This is a genomic window from Secundilactobacillus malefermentans (genome assembly GCF_008033155.1).
GTDB lineage: Bacteria > Bacillota > Bacilli > Lactobacillales > Lactobacillaceae > Secundilactobacillus > Secundilactobacillus malefermentans.
The window spans coordinates 360,740-379,869 of sequence record NZ_CP042371.1; the positions used below are offsets into that span (position 1 = coordinate 360,740).

Genomic DNA, 19,130 nt, shown 5'->3' on the forward strand with positions numbered 1-19,130 from the left:
CTCCTATTATTTGCTTGTCACTGGTTGATTCCCTTTATCGGTTTTAGCCTTTGGTTCCTTTACCGTAATGGTAATGTCGCCCTGTCTAGCTCCGATTGTGACTTGATCAGTCGCCTTCAATCGGCCACTTAACAATTCCTCACTAAGCTTATCTTCCAGCTTCGTTTGTAATGCACGTCGAATTGGACGGGCACCGTACTCTGGGTCAAACCCAGCCCCCGCAATGACATCAATTGCAGCGGGCGTAATCTTAACTGCAATTCCTTGATTCGTGATGCGGTTAATAATGTTCTTGGTCATCAACTTCACAATCTGGTGAAGTTCTTTTTTGTTCAATGAATGGAAAATAACTGTTTCATCAATTCGGTTTAAGAACTCGGGACGGAATGACTGTTTCAATTGCTGCTTAATGGTATCAGCCATTGCCTTATAATCGCCAGCCTTATCCTCAGCACCAAATCCAACTGTCTTTTCGTCTCGTAGCAACGTTGCACCGAGATTAGACGTCATGATTAGAATTGTGTTCCGGAAATCAACACGGCGACCCTTTGAATCAGTTAGGAATCCATCATCAAGAACTTGGAGCAAAATGTTGAAGACATCAGGATGAGCCTTTTCAACTTCATCAAATAGCACAACTGAGTATGGCTTCTGGCGAACTTTTTCCGTTAATTGTCCACCCTCATCATACCCAACGTATCCTGGCGCTGAGCCAATCAATCGACTAGTTGAATACTTTTCCATATATTCACTCATATCAACTCGAATCATGTTGTCTTCTGAACCAAACATTGCTTCAGCCAAGGCTTTGGCAAGTTCCGTTTTTCCGACACCAGTGGGGCCAAGGAACATAAATGACCCAATTGGACGATTCGGATCCTTCAGACCACTTCGCGCACGTCGAATGGCACGAGAAACCGCCGAAACAGCCTCTTCTTGTCCAATCACTCGTTTGTGGAGAACTGATTCCAAATTAATGAGTCTGTCGCTTTCGCTCTTCTGAAGTTGCGTAATTGGAACTCCTGTCCATTCAGCAACTACTTCGGCCACATCCTCAGCACTGACAGTCAGTGAGTAGTTTTGACCTTCATCATTTTGTTTCGCTGCTCGTTCTTGCTTCTTTTGAATCTTAGCTTCGAGTTTCACTTCTTGATCACGAATTTCAGCAGCCTTTTCAAAAGCTTGATCTAAGATAGCAGCCTCGCGCTTATCGTGCAAATCGCTTAATTCATCTTCCTGTTTAGACAGCTTGCTTGGTTGTCCCATATGGTCAATACGGACCTTTGCAGCTGCTTCGTCCATTAAATCGATTGCTTTATCAGGCAGGAATCGGTCACTAATATAGCGACTAGAGAGCTTAACAGCTTGATCCAAAGCATCGTCAGAAATGTTGACGTGATGATGATCCTCGTATCTTGGTCTTAGCCCATGCAAAATTTCAACCGTTTCATCTTCCGTTGGCTCATCTACCTGAACCGTCGCAAAACGACGCTCCAAGGCAGCATCAGACTCAATGTACTTTTGATATTCATCAAGTGTTGTTGCACCAATGGTTTGAAGTTCGCCTCGCGCTAACGCAGGCTTCAGAATGTTCGAGGCATCAATTGCGCCTTCAGCTCCACCAGCACCAATTAACGTGTGTAATTCATCAATAAATAGAATGACTTGGCCATCGTTGTAAATTTCATCAATGACCTTCTTGAGGCGATCCTCAAACTCACCACGATACTTAGTTCCAGCAACCAATGATCCCATATCAAGCATCATTAATCGTTTTTGCTGCATGTCTTCCGGAACGTCGCCCGCAATAATCTTTTGCGCAAGTCCTTCAGCAATCGCTGTTTTACCAACACCAGGTTCCCCAATTAAAACGGGGTTGTTCTTGGTTCGGCGACTTAGAATCTGGATGACCCGCTTAACTTCCTTAGCACGGCCAACCGTTGGATCCATTCGATCCTCTTTGGCCATTTGGGTTAAATCACGTGCCAAAGAGTCCAAGGTTGGTGTTCCACCCTGTTGCTTGCGCTGACGCTGATTGCTCTTTCGTTTTGCTTGTGTTTCGCTAACACCCAATTTACGTAAAATGACCCGACGAGTCTGAGTCAAATCTAAGTTTAAATTCATTAAAATTCGAGACGACAAAATTGTTTCATCGCTTAAGAGGGCCAGCAAAAGGTGTTCTGTTCCAATTTTTGTTGCTCCCAATCGTTTAGCTTCTTCTCCAGCAAGAGCAAGAATATCCTTGGCCTTTGGTGAATATGGTAAGTAAGATTCCTTGCTGACGCTGGTCATTGTTCCATAGCCAGTAAACCGTTCAATCTCTTCTCTCACATCATCTTCGGTAATGGAAAACTGATCTAGGACCCGATTTGCAATCCCATTTTTTTCAATTGTCAGGGCAAGTAAGAGGTGTTCTGTCCCAACTGCTTGATGCTTAAAGTACTTTGCTTGTTCTTGAGCCAATACCAAAACGCTTTTAGCGCTGGGAGTAAATAAATTATCCATATAAAATCCTCTCTTCCTTAGCTCTCGTAACGTAAATGATTCAAAATTCCAATCAAAATTCGCGCTCTAAAACTATTTTCCTGCATGCGATCGTCCGCTGCCAAAGTTTGCTTATCAATAGCTGCTAAAATTAAATTGGCCTCTCGCCTGTTTACAACTTCATTATTGTACAAATTTTGCACAATTGCGAGCCCATCTCTCTGAGAAATGGATTCCCCAATCGTCCCAATTAAGGAATCGATTACACCTACATCATCCAGCAAATTCACTTTTTCGATACGGATGTAACCGCCACCGCCTCGTTTACTTTCAACGATGTACCCATTTTGAATCGTAAAACGAGTCTTCATAACATAGTTAATCTGAGATGGAACAACATTGAATAGATTAGCAATTTCGGAACGACTAATCTCAACTTGCTCGGAATCCGCCAAAATTTGCTTCAGATACTTTTCGATAATATCGGAAATATTCTGACCCTGCACGTTATTCCCTCCCAACTTTTGTTTGACTAATGTTGACTATTATTATACGAATGTTTTCCAAAAATGCAAAGAAATAGGACTGAAATTTAACCGACAATTAAAAAGACAAACCATTTCTTGAGTGAACCCAAAAAAGTTTGCCTTTCTTCTATATATAATCGTCTTAATTTGATATTTCAAACAAATGCTGACGGCGAGTCATCGCTGAACTTTCAGAAATTAATTTCAACCATTTAAGACTCACTAATTGATTTTGCTTCACGTTGATGGCGTCTACCATTTTTTGATTCCTAATGATTAGGAGGCCGTCCTTAGCGCTAATTTCCACGAACACCGACAATGGTCGTTTGCCGTACAGCATCTGACACTCAAACCTACCAGCAGTCGGAATTTGCTGCAATGAGTTCGTTAATTCGATGCCATATTGACCATCAGTAGCCTTGATTAGCCGACCATTCGTTTCATATTTATATCCCAACAAGGTGTTCGCCAGTTCAACTTTACCGGCCTTGATCAACGCTCTAATTCGAGTTGAGCTCACTTTCACATCCGTATGCGTCAATTTATGCACCACTTTCACATCAAACTGCTGATGAGAATAGCCTTTTAAGTCATCGCCCGTTGCACTAGCACCCGCCCCAAACGTGTAATCAAATCCAACCACGACCAGTTTGGCGTTTAACTGCACAATGTATTGATCGACAAATTGTTGAGGTGATAGGCTTGCAAATTTTTTCGTGAACCTCGTAATATATAAGCAATCAACTTTGTTCTTTTCCATTTGCGTAACTTTTTGGTCGACCGTATTCAGATACCTAAAGTTTTCGGAAGATGCTGTTTTAAAAATTTGGGAAGGATGCTGATCAAACGTCATCACGGATAACGGTAAGTGGTATTTATTGGCCAATTTGCGTGCCGTTTGAATAACATGTTGATGGCCACGATGGACGCCGTCAAAAAAGCCAAGTACGAGAACAGTCTCTGGTTTAGTTTGACCTTTTAAGGCTTCATCATCACTCAAGTAGTCAACTTGCATCTTTATCCCTCCCAAATTAATTTTATGTAATAGAAAAGCTGAATTTCCAAAACGAAAATTCAACTTTCCCGGGTACAATCATCATTTTAATCGATTGTTATTTAGCTGCAGCTTGCTTCAAGAAGTAGCTTAATGGCTTCAAAGCTTGTGCGTCATATGTTTTAACAAACTCATCGACTTGTTTCTTATCTTGCCATGATGGGTCGATAAACATGTGCTCAGTAGTAAATGGCATCTTGTGTGTTAATTTGACGTCAATAACAACTGGCTTGTCAGTCTTAGCAGCTTCATCGATAGCCTGCTGGAACTCAGCTTTGTTGCGAGCAGTAAAGCTAACGGCACCTAAACCTTCAGCAACCTTTGCCCAGTCAGTATCGGCAATTTCAGTACCTGATTGTGGTTGGTGAGTATCATCACGTTGTTCTGCTTCAATGTAACCTAAAGTTGAGTTACTGAAGACAACGTTTACGATGTGCAAATTGTACTTAACCTGAGTTAAGATTTCTTCAGTAAGCATTGCGAAACCACCATCACCACTTAGACTGTAAACATCGCGGTCTGGATAGTTAACTTTGGCAGCAATAGATGCTGGAACACCCCAGCCCATAGTTGCGTACTTACCTGAAGTACTCCACTTTTGGTCACTGTGCATATCAATTAGACGTTCGAAGTTGATGTTAACGTTACCGACATCAACACTGAATACGGCCTTATCGCTAGCAGTCTTGTTAATAACGTCAAAGATTGGTTCTGGACGAACAGGACTCTCATCGCTGTCTTTGAAGCTGTCTTGCCATTCAGTCCAGTTCTTCTTGTTAGCAATAGATGCATTGTAGAAGTCTGAAGCTGGCTTGTCTTCACCGGCATCAAGAATTGCCTTCAAGGCCTTCTTTGAGTCAGTCAACATAGCAACATCAGCTGAGCGACGTTTGCCCAATTTTTCGCTTTCAATATCAATTTGGATAACTTTAGCTTTCTTATTAAATAGGAAGATACTAAATGGAGAATCGTTACCAACCCAAAGAATTAAGTCAGTACTGAATCCAGCTTCTGAACCTGGCTTAGGAGCAACACGTCCGGTTGAGCCTAAGTATGCTGGATAATCTTCATCCAAGATACCCTTTGCGAGTACTGAAGAAACAAGAGGCATGTGGAATTTTTCTGAAACAGCCTTTAATTCTTCTTCTGAATCTTTGGCACCTAAACCAAAGTAAATCATTGGTGATTTTGCATCTTTGATTAACTTAGTTGCTTCAGAAACACTTTCTGGAGTTGGGTCTGGATAAAGAGGCGTAACTTGTGACTTAGCATTTGAAACGTAAGTATCATCAATTTCTGCCCAGCCTAAGTCCTTAGGAATGGTCAAAACAGCGACACCCTTCTTCTCATATGCTTGACGAATTGCTTCGTCAGCCATTTGTGGAAGACTTTCTGCAGTCATAGCGGTTCTGTTCCAAACAGAAACATCATCAAACATTGGCTCTTCATCAGTAGCTTGGAAGAAATCCATGTTCATGCGAGATGTAGGAACTTGAGCAACGATTGCCAATAATGGAATACGGTCAATCTTTGCATCGTATAAACCATTCATCAAATGAACGGCACCAGGGCCAGCTGAACCGAAGCAGACACCAATTTTGCCTGTGTACTTATAATCTGCAGAAGCTGCAATAGCACCAGCCTCTTCGTGACGTACCTGGATATAATTGAAATGATCTTTTTGATTATGGATAGCGTTCATTGTTGAATCAAATGAGCCACCTGGTAACCCGTAAATGTGATTAACGCCCCAGTCTTAAATGACTTTGAGGACTGCATCTGAGCCACTAATTTTATCTGCCATGAAAATTTCCTCCTTGCAATTATTTAAAACGTGGACAATTAAATCGCTTTCATAATTTGTTTTAAAAATACTGAAGGTGGGGTTTGTTGTGGATCGTTTCAAACATTGTTAATTAGTTCGTCGAATTGTAAAGAGCAACCGTTTTGAAAGCGGTTTAACTTTCACAAACTCAATTACAAATCTTAGTATAGTTCTCAATATTTCAAAGTCAAATCACTATTTGACCAAATAAGTAGGCTAATAAGGCATGATATATAAGGGTTTCACCACTTCACACCAAATTGTAAGCAAATTGGTTGGCTAGTGTAACTTTAGGTTTCCCTTTGTGATTATTTTTTCACAAAAATCGGTTTTAGATTCAAAATACCGTTAATAAAGCGTTTTCAATTTGTTTTACCTGTTCATTTCTGGACAATCAAAAAGCACCGGCCTAAAAGACCAGTGCTTTCTAACTTTTTATCATTATCGGGAAAACAGGATTTGAACCTGCGACCCCCACGCCCCGAACGTGGTGCTCTACCAAGCTGAGCTACTTCCCGCTTTTGCTATCTGAATACAACAAAAAATGCACCCAGTAGGAGTCGAACCTACAACCTTCTGATTCGTAGTCAGACACTCTATCCAGTTGCGCTATGGGTGCATAATAATAAAAATATTAAATTGTAAAAATGCCGAGGACCGGGATCGAACCGGTACGGTCATCACTGACCGCAGGATTTTAAGTCCTGTGCGTCTGCCAATTCCGCCACCCCGGCAGGGTTGGTATAAAGCGGAAGACGGGATTCGAACCCGCGACCCCCACCATGGCAAGGTGATGTTCTACCACTGAACTACTTCCGCATATGATGCCGACTAGACGATTCGAACGCCCGACCTCTTCATTACTAGTGAAGCGCTCTAACCAACTGAGCTAAGTCGGCATATGCATACCTAATTATAAACTATAAGGTATAAGTGCGGGTGAAGGGACTCGAACCCCCACGTCATTAAAGACACTAGAACCTAAATCTAGCGCGTCTGCCAGTTCCGCCACACCCGCATGGTGTTATAAACTGGGAATGAGCCGTGACAGTCTCGAACTGTCGACCCTCTGATTAAAAGTCAGATGCTCTACCAACTGAGCTAACGGCTCAAGTGGAGGATACAGGGCTCGAACCTGTGACCCTCTGCTTGTAAGGCAGACGCTCTCCCAACTGAGCTAATCCTCCATGTACATACGCCTCAAAAATGGTGAACATTACGATCGACATCTCCGAAACAACTATCCTAGTTTATCATCTAGGAAAAAGCTTGTCAACAAACTTTCAATCTTTTTTGAATAGATATTCAGTCAATAAATGAAAACCATTTCTTCCAGCAATAAATATATTACACTTTTTGAATTTAAAACGCTAGTCTTTTTTTAAATTGATTTACTGAAACGTTACTTTTATTCATAAACGCCTTTCTTAACAGCATTCCGCCCACTAAAAAAGGCCCCGTTTGTTGAATCAAACGGGGCCTCACAAAATTCAATTTTATAACTTAGTCTTCCTTAGTAATAATTTCTGCGCCACCCATGTATGGACGGAGTACTTCAGGAATCGTAACAGTTCCATCTTCATTCTGGTAATTCTCCAAGATAGCAGCAACTGCTCTTCCTACTGCCAATCCTGAGCCGTTTAAGGCATTTACGTATTGTAGCTTACCATTTTCATCTCGATATTGAATATGGGCACGACGAGCCTGAAAATCGGTCGTATTTGAACAGCTTGAAATCTCACGATAACGATCTTGGAATGGTAACCAAACCTCCAAGTCATGAGTCATTGCGGCGGTGAAGCTCATGTCGCTCGTTGTCAGTGTGATAACGTGATACGGAATTCCCAATAATTTGAGAAGTTCTTCAGCATGATTTGTCATCATCTCAAGTGCTTCCCATGAATCTTCTGGCTTCGTAAACTGAACCATTTCGACCTTGTTAAATTGATGTAACCGAATAAGGCCTCGAGTGTCCTTGCCGGCACTACCAGCCTCTGAACGAAACGCTGGGCTCAAAGCTGTAAACCGCACGGGTAATTTTTCTGCTGGTATCACTTCATCGCGATAGTAGTTCACCAAAGGAACCTCAGCCGTTGGAATTAAAATTTCATCCTCATCCTCAAGCTTATAAACGTCCTCGGTAAATTTTGGAAATTGGCCAGTTCCGTACATTGAGGCGGCATTTACCATATAAGGCGGCAAAACTTCTTTAAAGCCTGCCTCCTGATTTTGATCAAGGAAGAAGTTGTAGAGTGCTCGTTCAAGTCTTGCTCCTTGGCCAACGTAGTACAGGAATCGACTACCAGAAACCTTAGCACCCCGTTCAAAATCCAGGATTCCCAGATCTTCACCAATCTCCCAGTGAGATTTTGGTTTGAAATCAAAGTGACGAATATCGCCCCATTTACGAAGTTCAACACTACCCTCTTCAGTCAATCCAATCGGAACGTTGTCGTTTGGAATATTTGGTAAGCGCGACGTCTTGTCTTGAACCTTCACTTCCAATTCAACAAGTTCTTCATCCAGCGCTTTAATATCTTTGCTGACTTTTTGCATCTCAGCAATCTTGTCGTTTGCACTTTCCTTGTTGCGTTTAAGTTGTGAAATTTCATCAGAAACCTGATTTCTGGTCGCCTTCATGCCCTCACTCTTGACGATAAGGTCCCGACGCTGCTGGTCCAAAGCTAAGAGCTCATCAATTTCCTCTGCCTTAATCCCACGAGTAGCCAACTTTTCTTTTACAAAGTCCGTTTCTTGACGAATCATTTTTAAATCTAACATCCTTATTTCCTCTTTTCATTTATTTTTAGGTATCAAAAAAGACCTTCTCCCAGATATTGGGACGAAGGTCTTCGCGGTACCACCCAAGTTCATAGATAAAGCTTACCTATACACTCATGAAAATAACGGCTTTCACCGTGCAGCATTACCTGCCCGCATTAACGTACTGGAATTCGAGTCTAATAGTTCACACCGGCCACTATCTCTCTTAACACTCTACTTAGGTACATCGCGTTTAATAATTACCTGTATCATACGCTATTTAATAATTTTTCTCAAATAATTACAGAGTTGCAATTTTTTGATCGATTAGCTGAAGCACTTGCCCACGTGCGCCTGGATTTTCCACGAAATCATACTTATCGCCATCAATTTGAATTTTATCTGACTTATCGTAGTTTTCGTACCAGTCACTATAGCGTTCATCTAATTCTTTATAATATTCGAATAAGCTGGGATCTTGGTCAACTTGCTCATAAGAACGTCCGCGCTTTTTAATTCTCTTCAACATGGTATCAAACGAGATGTTGATGTGAATCAATAAATCAGGATTTTTCTTATGGGTATCTTCCGGTAATTCCTCCATCATGTTGCTTAGGAGTGAATCATAGATTGATACTTCAGTGTTAGTTGCCCGACCTAAGTCTGCATTCAAATGGAACAGGAGTGAATCCTCAAAAATAGAACGATCTAAGATGCTGCGGTCATCAGAAGCGGCTTTCTTAATGCTATCCAATCGCTTATTTAAAAAGTAAATTTGTAGCAAAAAGGCGTATTTTTTCGGATCCTTGTAAAATAATGGCAAAATTTCATTGTCATCTACGGATTCATAAAATGCAGGTTTGTGTAAATGTGTCGCTAATAAATTAGTAAGACTGGTTTTACCAGCCCCGATCGTTCCAGATAATACAAGCATGGGGGTCTCTCCTTTAGATTAAATTCAACACAATATATTGTACCATCCGAGTGGCAAAATGCAATATATCGTGGCAAATCCCCCAAACATTTTTAATCGATTACCGTTTTAGCATCAAATACATCAATATTTTCTAAGCCACCATAGACGCTGTACCAAGGCTTTGCACCTTCACTAAGAATGGAAGCTAAATCGTGAATATTCTGCTTCCCTTTGGAATCCAACCACTTTGTCAGTCCGTCAGCGCCCTCATTTAAGTAAACATCAATTCCTTCAATCCAGGTTGCTCGCCCACTGAGCACTCCTGAAAATCCTGAATCAGCTTCTGACGCAAGTTGTAATTCCTTTTGGAAAACGGGCGTTGGCACACCGGCACTTAAGAAAATGTATGGCCGAGTGACGAGTCCCTTCATTTGATGGAGGTAGTCCTTTGCGTCCTTTTCTTCATAGACCGGGTCAACGTTAGCATCCGTTAAACCAGCAACATAATCTGGATTGAACGGCACTTCCAGCTTCAAAACGTCGACGTGATACTGTGGCTTTGTGAATTCAGAGATGGAACGTAAAACAAGCTCTGGCTTTGCTTTTGCAAATTCGCGAGACTTGCTGCCACCAATCTTATCGTCATAGGTAATAATTTCCAAAAAGGTTGGAATGTCCGCAGCCGCAGCTTCGGTTCCATACCGCTCGACAAACGCTTTCTTGGTGGCTTGAATTTCTGCCGGATCGTTAGGATTAAAGTACAAAAGCACTTTTAATGCATCCGCACCCTTCCGAACCATCATTTGAGCAGATTGATTTTCAATAAATCGGGGCAACCTGCCAGGTGTATCAACGTCATACCCAGTTTGCTCGTACGACATGATAAGGCCGGTGTTTGAATCCTTAGCTTCGATTGCTTTAAAACCCATCTCTTCGTCAATCAACATTGCTGACGCTTCAGTACTTAATTCTTGCGCAACTAATTTTTTAAAGTCATAAACCAAATCCATATTAAATCGTTTGCCGTTTCGCTCCGTACCAGATTTGATCATTTTAACGATTGAGCCTCGTTGATCAAGTGCCAGTGCATTAATAATGCCATTTTCCGTACTTAATCGATTCATGCGTTCAAATTTACCTTTGGAAATTCGCTTCATTGTCATAGTCTCACTCCTGTAGGTTATTAATATGTATACCATTATGGATATAGTCCTTTAAAAAAGCAAGAATATTAAATAGAAATAGCAAAAATAGCACACCTCATCTAAAATAAAGGTGTGCGACAGTTCCTTATATATCAGTCTCTTTCAAAGATATGAGAGAGGTTTATTTTTTCTAATGAAATTAATTTCGTATGATGTTTAATCTTGTAATAGCTATATAGACCAATAAACAATGGAACGCTCAAATAGGTCACTAATATTTGTTGCCAATCAAAATTTTTAAACGCGCTTAGGTCCTGGCCAACAATAATTAACACGCAAAGAATTAACGCAAATATCGGGCCAAATGGGAACCACTTTGCGTGATACTTCAGTTCGCTAAGCTGATGGCCCTGCTTAACGAATGCTCTTCTGAACCGATAGTGGGACAACGCAATGCCTAACCACGCAATGAAGCCAGTTAATCCTGAAGCCGATACTAGCCAAATATAGATCTGTGGGCCTGCGATACTTGCGATAAAGGTAAGCGCCCCAACAATGGTTGTCACAATTTGTGCTCGGAGTGGAACGCCATTTCGTGTTGTTTTCATAAAACTTGACGGCGCGTATCCTTGAACTGACAACGAATACAACATTCTGGTGGAAGCGTACATTCCCGAGTTTGCTGCAGAAATGACGGACGTCAAAATAACCGCATTCATGACGCTGGCTGCCGTTGCCAAACCTGCTCGTCTAAAGACTAACGTAAACGGACTAATTGCAACGTCCGATGCCGACGAACCTAACAAATCAGGACTCGTGTACGGAATGATGCAAGCAATCACAAAGATTGAGAGAATGTAAAAGAGAACAATTCGCCAGAATACCTGGTTAATTGCCTTTGGAATACTTTTCTCAGGATCTTCCGACTCGCCAGCTGTAATCCCCACCAATTCAGTTCCCTGAAATGAAAATCCAGCGACGACAAACACACTCAAGATAGCGGGAACACCACCGACAAACGGAGCCTTCTTATAGGTTAAATTTTCTAGCCCCGTTGCGTGACCACTCATGATTCCTAAGATTGTTGCAAATCCAATGATCAGAAAAATGATGACGGTAACCACTTTGATCATTGCCATCCAAAATTCTGACTCTCCAAACGCTTTGACGGTTAACGCATTTAACAGAAAAATAATGATTAAAACGATGATGCTCCAAATCCAGCCCGGAACATCTGGTAGCCAAAACTTCATTACCAGTGCGGCCGTAGACGTATCTACCGCCAAGGTAATTGCCCAGTTGAACCAATAGTTCCAACCCATCGCAAATCCCATCGCTGGATCAATGTACTTAGTCGAATACGCCGCAAACGACCCAGAAACTGGCATATAGGTTGCCATTTCACCTAAGCTGGTCATTAGAAAGAAAACCATAATCCCCATCGCAATGTACGCGACAAGTGCGCCTCCTGGTCCCGCAGTTGATATTGCAGACCCACTAGCCACAAAAAGGCCAGTCCCAATACTACCGCCAAGTGCAATCATTGAAACGTGACGGGTTTTAAGCTCGCGTTTTACCTGATGACTTTCCTGGTCATCTGCCATGACTTTCACACACCTTTTGACCCCAATAAGGGTCTTTATTAGTCTTTCCGCTTAGATTGTAACCTGAAATAGTAGCGCTTACAAGACTGCCGACATTAAAAAGCTCCTCAGCATTTTTTGCTGAAGAGCTTTTCTGATAGATTAATCATTTGGATTCATTTTATGTTCCTTAACAGTTGGTGAAACGTCCACCTTATCCAAAGGAATCAACTTTGTATGCTTCTTAATTTTGTAAACAATGTAAAGAATTAGGACAAGTGGCACGCTAATGTACGTAACCCCAATCTGTTCCCAGTTAAAGTTGGCAAATGAACCAGGGTCCTGACCAATGATAACCCCAATACAGAGAATTAATGCCAGCAATGGTCCAATTGGGAACCACTTTGCATGATACTTGAGTTCTGAAAGGTCATGTCCTTGCTTAATAAAGGCCCGACGGAATCGGAAATGTGAAATGGCAATCCCAATCCAGGCAATAAAACCAGTTAATCCAGAAGCAGCCACCAACCAAAGATAAATTTGTGGTCCAGCAATACTACTGATAAAGGTTAAAGCAGCGATAACCGTTGTTGCACACAATGCCAGCATTGGAATTCCATTGTGGGTTGTGCGACCAAATGCTTTTGGTGCATAGCCTTCGTGGGCAAGAGAATAAAGCATCCGAGTTGACGCATACATCCCTGAATTTGCTGACGAAAGAACTGACGTTAAAATGACCGCGTTCATGATACTTGCAGCAGCAGCTAATCCGGCACGCTGGAAGACCAATGTAAAGGGACTAATTGCGACATCGGTTGCTGAAGAACCTAATAAATCATGACTTGTATATGGAATAATCGTTGCGATGACGGCAATTGCTAAAATATAGAATAAGATAATCCGCCAGAATACTTGGTTGATTGCTTTAGGAACACTCTTAGTTGGATCCTCTGATTCACCAGCGGTAATACCGACTAATTCAGTTCCTTGGAATGAGAACCCAGCAACAACGAAGACACTCAGAATTGCTGGAAAACCACCAACAAATGGCGCCTTGTGTGTCGTCCAATTTTCAAGTCCAGTTGCGTGACCACCCATGATACCAAAGATGGTTAATAGCCCAACTGCCAAGAAAATAATGATTGTTACAACTTTGATTAATGACATCCAAAATTCAGTCTCACCATACGTCTTAACTGAAAGTGCATTAATTAAGAAAATAATGACTAACGCAATTGCGCTCCAAATCCAGCCAGGAAGACTAGGCAACCAAAATTTCATCACCAAGGCTGCTGTACTAATATCAACGGCAACCGTAATGGCCCAATTAAACCAGTAGTTCCAGCCCATTGCAAAACCTAGCGCTGGATCAACGTATTTGGCTGAATATGCAGCAAATGAGCCAGAGATTGGCATGTTTGTTGCCATTTCACCCAAACTAGTCATTAAAAAGTAAACCATGAGTCCCATCGCAATGTAAGCCACGAGTGCCCCGCCTGGTCCTGCAGAAGAAATAGCCGAGCCACTGGCAACAAATAATCCGGTTCCAATACAGCCACCCAAGGCAATCATTGAGACGTGACGGGTTTTTAATCCCCGCTTAACGCCTTGATCAGTTGACACTTCGTTTTCTTGTGGTGCTTGTTCCATGTAAAACTCCTCCTCATTTGAAGAGGCTTTCCCAATGACTTAGACAAATAAAAAGCCCTTTGCAAACACAAAGCGTCTGCGAAAGGACCGGTCAAATTCATTCATTCCGAGTCGAAAATCGTAGAAAGCGCTCCGTAACCCTATTTGGTTACGACAGTCCCTAGGCTATTAAACTAGGACCCAACAGAGTCAGCATTTAAGACTGATCCATTTCGGCAATCTTCCCTTTCACTCAAGCTCTCAGATACTTAACTATCTCGCATGAGTTACTGATGAAGTATTGCACCTCTTCTATTCGATATAAACTTAGTATAAGCAATTTTCATCAATTTGCAACTTTTTTTCAAAAATGATTGACTTGTTTCCATCGCTCAATCGTTAATTGATAAAAAAACTCGATCTTTCCCGGCTGAAAGAGATCAATTGGCGAATGACGATACGCATCTTGATAAACAAAGTGATTTTTCTCCAAGACACGAATTGAGCCGTCGTTGCCCTTAAAGCAACTGGCATAAAGTGATTCAAGCTTTAACGATTTAAAAGCATACGCGCAAACTGCTTCCACCGCCTCCGTCATGTATCCCTGACCCCATTGACTTTCAGCCAACATATAGCCAACTTCACGGCTAGTGACGTCTGGTTCACCAGACGCCTTCATTCGCTCATACAAACCAACGCAGCCGATTAGTTCTCCGGTTACTTTTGAAACAACCGTGAGGACGTTTGTCCGGATCATTTCAGAAAGCACATCATCAAGCTCCAACGCGGAGGTCGCAGGAATAAAGCCCGCTGACTCTGCCACTTTGGGATTCTTGACAAGTTTCCAGAGCGCCTTCTTATCAGTCGGATTCAACGGACGGATGACTAACCGATCCGTCTTTATAGTTACTGGCAAATTTTTATCACTCCTCTCGGCAATTCCAAAGGTGCGTTACAATATTCCTATAATAAATGAATGAGGTGAGTTCGTGCAAATTATTCAAGAAAAGTTATCAAATCAGTCTGCCGCCTACATAAAGGGGTACATTCGGGACTCAGATGTTGAAAGCAATCATTTCAAATACCCTGCTATGGTCATTATACCCGGTGGTTCCTATACTCACATACCTGAAGCTCAATCAGAAACGCTCAGCCAAGCCTTCCTTGCGAAGGGCTATCAAAGTTTCTATTTACGATATAGTTTTGTGAACGAGGTGCATCCCCTATTCCCATCACCTCTGGTCGAACTAGCTCAATCGATTGCCTTAATTCGAGAAAACGCCGTCAAGTGGCACATTGATCCAAATCGAATCGTCATTGCCGGCTTCTCAGTTGGTGGTCACTTAGCGGCACTTTATAATGACTATTGGTCTACCACGTGGCTCCAGAAATTAACAAAATTAACTGAGGCGCAATTGCAAATTAATGCGGCCATCATTAGTTATCCCGTGATTGATCCTAAGCTTGGCTTTCCCACTGATGAGGAAACAATTCGTGAATGGACGGATACCCCTGAAACGTACGCTGCACAAAACTTCGTTAACAGTCACAACGCTCCCAGTTTTGTTTGGGCAACCGTTAACGATCCAGTCGTTCCAGTAAAAAATAGTCTCGCCTACGTCAATGCCCTCGTCCAGCACGGCATTGATTGTGAGCTTCACCTTTTTCATGACGGTCCACACGGCTTAGCACTCGCCAACCAACAGACCTCTTGGAAACAATCTGCGGATAACCCGCACGTTGCCCACTGGCTAACTTTAGCAACAGAATGGTTGGCTGATATTTTATCTAAATAACTGCAGCAAAAAAGGATGTGCACCCACATCCTTTTTTTTACCCCTTCGAATTTGAAAGAAAACGCCACTTAACTAAAATTGGTGCCAGCCAAACGTAGAGCCATTCTGCTACTTGAACCCAAGCGTAGGCTAGGAGCATTGCCCCAATAACATCAGATGGAAAGTGCGCGCTCAGGTAAACCCGAGAAACTGCCACTAAAAACAATAATAAAATCATAATTGCACGAATATAAATTCTGTTGAGGCGATTCTTCATCAGCGGCACCACTAAAATCCAAACGAGGGTCACCAGAATGAAGAATCCAAATACGTGACCACTTGGAAAACTAAAGCCATCATCCGCTGCCAAGTGCCCATATGGACGAGGACGTTTCACAATCTCTTTGACTAACTGGGCAATGACATCACCACCAGCCAGGGTGCAAAGCGCCCAAATGGCAGGAATCTTGTACTTAAATCCCCATAAAAGGATTGCCAAAATCACCGTCCAAATGATATCCATCTTGGGACTCGCAATTGCTGAAAATCCCGTGAAGATTGCCGATTTCATCACCGAATCGTTATTCTGAACCATTTGGGCAGAAATTCCGTCAATGAATTCCAATAAACCAGCCTGGTTAGCGACAATCGCCATTAAAAATCCAAATAATACTGCACTAATAAGAAACCGAAGTGTTCGGGTCCAATCTTTCACAATCATATTCTTAAAACCTTCCTATGTCGTTAATAACGTGAGTATACCATATGATTTAACCCTAATTTAGAAATCTGAAAGGATTTTAATTGAAAGTTCATAGTCATAGATTAAATGTGGTACTCTTAAAATCAAACACTAGAGGAGGAACATCACCATGATTTCAACGACACTTCTATTAATAGCTGTCGGTTTATTTGCCGGTGTAGCCGGTGCTATATTAGGCTTGGGTGGCGGGATTATTATCACCCCCATTTTAACCCTAGCAATGGGACTCGATATTAAGTACGCCATCGGGGCAAGCATCATTTCCGTTATCGCCACTAGCTCGGGGTCAACCGTTGCTTACTTGCGAGACGAGGTCTTAAATCTTCGAGTTGCCATGTTTTTGGAAATTGCGACAACGATTGGCGCCATTTTGGGAGCACTTTTAACGGGTGTTCTTAATCCAAGTTACCTATATGTATTATTTGGCTTATTATTACTATTTTCATGCTGGAACATGATCAAAAAACTGCGCGCAGGTCGCGAACTCACCACAACCGTGAAGAGTGACAAATGGGCAAAGAAACTGGATCTAAACGGTTCGTACTTTGATAAATCAGAATTAAAGAACGTTGATTATGAAGTGACGAACGTTCCCGGTGGCTTCTCAATGATGTTTGGCGCCGGATTTGCCAGTGGTTTGCTCGGAATTGGCTCGGGGGCCTTCAAAGTGATGGCAATGGACACCATCATGCACATGCCCCTTAAGCCTTCCTCAGCAACTAGTAACCTGATGATGGGCGTCACTGCCGCCGCAAGTGCCACCGTTTACTTTTTCAACGGATCAATGCTTCCCCAAATTGCGGTTCCGCTCGCCCTCGGTATTCTCGTAGGCGCAGTTATTGGTTCTCGAATTATGCAGGTCTTACCCGCACGAGTGATCCGCATGATATTTGTTCCCGTTATTTTCTACGTCGGCCTTCAAATGATCTTAAAGGGATTCGGGGTGAGCTTTGGATGACCTCTAAAAACAAATCACAATCAACTGATGAAATGGTTTCCGTTGAACGACTGATTGGTCGAATTCTGCAAATTGGTGTTTTTACTTCTGCGATTATTCTAGCGTTAGGCCTGCTCCTCTTCCTGATGAACCAGACCACTGGTTACCCAGCTGGAACGCACCCGAAAACGCTCTTGGCAATCTTACAAGGTGCCATCGCTTTTAAACCATACGCCATCATGATGTTAGGACTCTTTTGTCTCATCTTGACGCCGGTCTTACGGGTGGTCGTTTCAATTTATGCCTTCTACAAGGAAGAGGATCACCTTTATGTCGTAATCACAGTTTTAGTTCTCATTATTTTATTAATTAGTTTTATCATCGGCTATTTAGGATTTTGATACAAATAGGGCCCACGACAAATTGTCGTGAGCCTTTTTTACATCATCAGAATGTGACCATCACAATCTCGGGTTCTTCCGATTTTCCTTCCACCAGCGTTTGGCGTTTCGGGTCGGAATCCGCAATCGTAACTTATTAAATGATTCCGCCAAAATAAATCCAAAGGCAATTGCACCAGCAATCATAATGACCTCAAACATAAACTTAATGCCCAACTGTGAGTTACCAAAGGCAAAATTTTTAACCATTTGGTAAGCTTGACCCCCTGGCACTAACGGCACAATGCTCGGAATATTAAACAAAATCATTGGCATCTTCTTAAAGCGGGCCGCCTGCATGCTGGCAATCCCAATCACAACGGCCCCCAGCAGATTAGCAATGACGTAGCCGCCCACAAAATTTAGGTATAACCAGTACACCAAAAATCCTAATGTCCCAACAATTCCGGCTAAATTAAGCGCTTGTCTGGGAATGTTAATCAAAATACTGAAAGCAACCGTTGCCACGTATGTACTGACTAAAATTATAAAAAGGTGCATCTCGACGCCTCCATCACATAAACCGCAAAACGAGCGCAATCCCAAATCCAATTGCCGCCGCACTCATCAACGCCTCCACACCACGAGCGGGACCACTGACGAGATTTCCGGCCAACGTATCTCGTACAGCATTCGTAATCGGCACTCCCGGAACTAAGGGCATAATACTTCCGATAATGACATCATCAATATTAGTCCCAAAATTTAACCTAACAGCTAAAATGGCTAGAATTCCAATCCCCGCTGCAGCAGCAAATTCACTCAAGAAGCGGACCTTAACCCATTTGTTGAGCCAGTAAAAAATCGTCCATCCCGCTGCACCAATTAAACAACTAATCGGAAAGTTTGCAAACGAGTGTCGGAATACCAACTCCAGCGGTCCACTAACTAAGGCGGCTCCTAAAAGTTGAATCCAGAAGGGAAAATACTTTGGATTAAGCTCCAACTGAATCAGCGCTTGCTGAAATTCAGTTAGAGAAATGGTGTGCCCAGCAAATTGACGCGACAAATCGTTGACGACTGAAATTTTTTCGAGGTCAAACGTTCGTTTTCTTACCGGTTCAATTTGGGCATTCTGCTTGCCAGAAACGGACATCATAATTCCCGTAATCATGACAAAGATTTGGCCTTCTGGAACACCAGCATTTCTTGCAATTCTCGTCATCGTATCCTCGACCCGGGTAATTTCTGATCCGTTTTCTATCATAATTCTACCGGCGCGTAAGGCTACTTGAACGACCAAGTCTTCTTTTGAGTGCTGTGTTTTCTCCATTTAGGAAGCCCCCCTT

At 42.3% G+C, this 19,130-nt stretch carries 15 protein-coding genes, 8 tRNA genes, 1 pseudogene and 1 riboswitch; of the genes and pseudogenes, 3 read left to right on the forward strand and 21 right to left on the reverse strand.

The genetic code is table 11. The features are described 5' to 3' along the window. Positions 1-6 precede the first annotated feature (6 nt). From FGL90_RS01870 to FGL90_RS01955, 18 genes and pseudogenes are all read right to left on the reverse strand, one after another. Positions 7-2,505 (reverse strand): ATP-dependent Clp protease ATP-binding subunit, encoded by a 2,499-nt coding sequence (locus FGL90_RS01870; RefSeq protein ID WP_147656632.1) that lies wholly within the window; start codon positions 2,503-2,505, stop codon positions 7-9. A 17-nt stretch (positions 2,506-2,522) separates the two neighbouring features. Further along, positions 2,523-2,990, reverse strand: coding sequence for a CtsR family transcriptional regulator (locus FGL90_RS01875; RefSeq protein WP_010619579.1), 468 nt, complete (start codon positions 2,988-2,990; stop codon positions 2,523-2,525). Between the two features lie 163 nt (positions 2,991-3,153). Beyond that, entirely contained in the window at positions 3,154-4,026 is an 873-nt protein-coding gene (locus FGL90_RS01880) for an FAD synthetase family protein (RefSeq protein WP_147656634.1), read from the reverse strand. 97 nt (positions 4,027-4,123) lie between these two features. Beyond that, a pseudogene (gene spxB / locus FGL90_RS01885) lies at positions 4,124-5,869 on the reverse strand (pyruvate oxidase). Between the two features lie 465 nt (positions 5,870-6,334). Beyond that, positions 6,335-6,408 (reverse strand) — tRNA-Pro (locus FGL90_RS01890). A gap of 27 nt (positions 6,409-6,435) precedes the next feature. Beyond that, positions 6,436-6,509: transfer RNA gene (locus tag FGL90_RS01895), tRNA-Arg, on the reverse strand. A gap of 29 nt (positions 6,510-6,538) precedes the next feature. Continuing rightward, positions 6,539-6,624, reverse strand: a tRNA-Leu gene (locus tag FGL90_RS01900). Positions 6,625-6,637: 13 nt separating this feature from the next. After that, a tRNA-Gly gene (locus FGL90_RS01905) sits at positions 6,638-6,709 on the reverse strand. 6 nt (positions 6,710-6,715) lie between these two features. Further along, positions 6,716-6,789 (reverse strand) — tRNA-Thr (locus FGL90_RS01910). Between the two features lie 35 nt (positions 6,790-6,824). Continuing rightward, positions 6,825-6,908: transfer RNA gene (locus FGL90_RS01915), tRNA-Leu, on the reverse strand. Between the two features lie 20 nt (positions 6,909-6,928). Beyond that, a tRNA-Lys gene (locus FGL90_RS01920) sits at positions 6,929-7,001 on the reverse strand. Positions 7,002-7,004: 3 nt separating this feature from the next. Continuing rightward, positions 7,005-7,077 (reverse strand) — tRNA-Val (locus FGL90_RS01925). A 316-nt stretch (positions 7,078-7,393) separates the two neighbouring features. Further along, a complete protein-coding gene (gene serS, locus FGL90_RS01930) occupies positions 7,394-8,671 on the reverse strand; it encodes a serine--tRNA ligase (protein ID WP_010619576.1) in 1,278 nt (425 codons plus the stop codon). Between the two features lie 283 nt (positions 8,672-8,954). Then, positions 8,955-9,587: a deoxynucleoside kinase gene (locus FGL90_RS01935; RefSeq protein WP_010619575.1), complete on the reverse strand. Its 633-nt coding sequence runs from the start codon at positions 9,585-9,587 to the stop codon at positions 8,955-8,957. Positions 9,588-9,679: 92 nt separating this feature from the next. After that, complete coding sequence (locus FGL90_RS01940; RefSeq protein ID WP_010619574.1) at positions 9,680-10,732, reverse strand: tagatose 1,6-diphosphate aldolase; 1,053 nt, start codon at positions 10,730-10,732, stop codon at positions 9,680-9,682. Between the two features lie 134 nt (positions 10,733-10,866). Next, the gene (locus FGL90_RS01945; protein WP_010619573.1) at positions 10,867-12,318 is read right to left on the reverse strand and encodes an amino acid permease; all 1,452 of its coding nucleotides are present in this window, start codon (positions 12,316-12,318) and stop codon (positions 10,867-10,869) included. A 141-nt stretch (positions 12,319-12,459) separates the two neighbouring features. Beyond that, the gene (locus tag FGL90_RS01950; RefSeq protein ID WP_010619572.1) at positions 12,460-13,947 is read right to left on the reverse strand and encodes an amino acid permease; all 1,488 of its coding nucleotides are present in this window, start codon (positions 13,945-13,947) and stop codon (positions 12,460-12,462) included. Between the two features lie 117 nt (positions 13,948-14,064). Further along, positions 14,065-14,246, reverse strand: a riboswitch (Lysine riboswitch). 44 nt (positions 14,247-14,290) lie between these two features. After that, entirely contained in the window at positions 14,291-14,842 is a 552-nt protein-coding gene (locus FGL90_RS01955) for a GNAT family N-acetyltransferase (protein WP_010619571.1), read from the reverse strand. A 73-nt stretch (positions 14,843-14,915) separates the two neighbouring features. On the opposite strand from FGL90_RS01955, the gene FGL90_RS01960 reads away from it, so the two are divergent. After that, positions 14,916-15,722 (forward strand): alpha/beta hydrolase, encoded by an 807-nt coding sequence (locus tag FGL90_RS01960; RefSeq protein ID WP_010619570.1) that lies wholly within the window; start codon positions 14,916-14,918, stop codon positions 15,720-15,722. A 37-nt stretch (positions 15,723-15,759) separates the two neighbouring features. Here the strand turns inward: FGL90_RS01960 and FGL90_RS01965 are convergent, their stop codons facing one another. Further along, on the reverse strand, positions 15,760-16,422 hold the full coding sequence (locus FGL90_RS01965) for a phosphatase PAP2 family protein (RefSeq protein ID WP_010619569.1): 663 nt from the start codon (positions 16,420-16,422) through the stop codon (positions 15,760-15,762). A gap of 151 nt (positions 16,423-16,573) precedes the next feature. Between FGL90_RS01965 and FGL90_RS01970 the strand changes: the two genes are divergently transcribed. Together FGL90_RS01970 and FGL90_RS01975 are read left to right on the forward strand one after the other, a co-directional pair. Further along, positions 16,574-17,422, forward strand: coding sequence for a sulfite exporter TauE/SafE family protein (locus tag FGL90_RS01970; RefSeq protein ID WP_010619568.1), 849 nt, complete (start codon positions 16,574-16,576; stop codon positions 17,420-17,422). Next, positions 17,419-17,802, forward strand: a complete 384-nt coding sequence (locus FGL90_RS01975; protein ID WP_010619567.1) for a DUF1634 domain-containing protein — start codon at positions 17,419-17,421, stop codon at positions 17,800-17,802. The genes FGL90_RS01970 and FGL90_RS01975 overlap by 4 nt, the downstream gene beginning before the upstream one ends. A gap of 60 nt (positions 17,803-17,862) precedes the next feature. Here the strand turns inward: FGL90_RS01975 and FGL90_RS01980 are convergent, their stop codons facing one another. Both FGL90_RS01980 and FGL90_RS01985 read right to left on the reverse strand, forming a co-directional pair. Continuing rightward, positions 17,863-18,342 (reverse strand): threonine/serine exporter family protein, encoded by a 480-nt coding sequence (locus FGL90_RS01980; protein ID WP_010619566.1) that lies wholly within the window; start codon positions 18,340-18,342, stop codon positions 17,863-17,865. A gap of 13 nt (positions 18,343-18,355) precedes the next feature. Next, positions 18,356-19,114, reverse strand: coding sequence for a threonine/serine exporter family protein (locus FGL90_RS01985; RefSeq protein ID WP_147656636.1), 759 nt, complete (start codon positions 19,112-19,114; stop codon positions 18,356-18,358). Positions 19,115-19,130: the final 16 nt, after the last annotated feature.

Excerpts from the sequence above, each read along its gene's own strand:
- FGL90_RS01870 (WP_147656632.1), bottom strand. The coding sequence starts at position 2,505 with ATGGATAATTTATTTACTCCCAGCGCTAAAAGCGTTTTGGTATTGGCT.
- FGL90_RS01880 (WP_147656634.1), bottom strand. The coding sequence starts at position 4,026 with ATGCAAGTTGACTACTTGAGTGATGATGAAGCCTTAAAAGGTCAAACT.
- serS (WP_010619576.1), bottom strand. The coding sequence starts at position 8,671 with ATGTTAGATTTAAAAATGATTCGTCAAGAAACGGACTTTGTAAAAGAA.
- FGL90_RS01935 (WP_010619575.1), bottom strand. The coding sequence starts at position 9,587 with ATGCTTGTATTATCTGGAACGATCGGGGCTGGTAAAACCAGTCTTACT.
- FGL90_RS01940 (WP_010619574.1), bottom strand. The coding sequence starts at position 10,732 with ATGACAATGAAGCGAATTTCCAAAGGTAAATTTGAACGCATGAATCGA.
- FGL90_RS01945 (WP_010619573.1), bottom strand. The coding sequence starts at position 12,318 with ATGGCAGATGACCAGGAAAGTCATCAGGTAAAACGCGAGCTTAAAACC.
- FGL90_RS01950 (WP_010619572.1), bottom strand. The coding sequence starts at position 13,947 with ATGGAACAAGCACCACAAGAAAACGAAGTGTCAACTGATCAAGGCGTT.
- FGL90_RS01965 (WP_010619569.1), bottom strand. The coding sequence starts at position 16,422 with ATGATTGTGAAAGATTGGACCCGAACACTTCGGTTTCTTATTAGTGCA.
- FGL90_RS01970 (WP_010619568.1), top strand. The coding sequence starts at position 16,574 with ATGATTTCAACGACACTTCTATTAATAGCTGTCGGTTTATTTGCCGGT.
- FGL90_RS01975 (WP_010619567.1), top strand. The coding sequence starts at position 17,419 with ATGACCTCTAAAAACAAATCACAATCAACTGATGAAATGGTTTCCGTT.
- FGL90_RS01980 (WP_010619566.1), bottom strand. The coding sequence starts at position 18,342 with ATGCACCTTTTTATAATTTTAGTCAGTACATACGTGGCAACGGTTGCT.
- FGL90_RS01985 (WP_147656636.1), bottom strand. The coding sequence starts at position 19,114 with ATGGAGAAAACACAGCACTCAAAAGAAGACTTGGTCGTTCAAGTAGCC.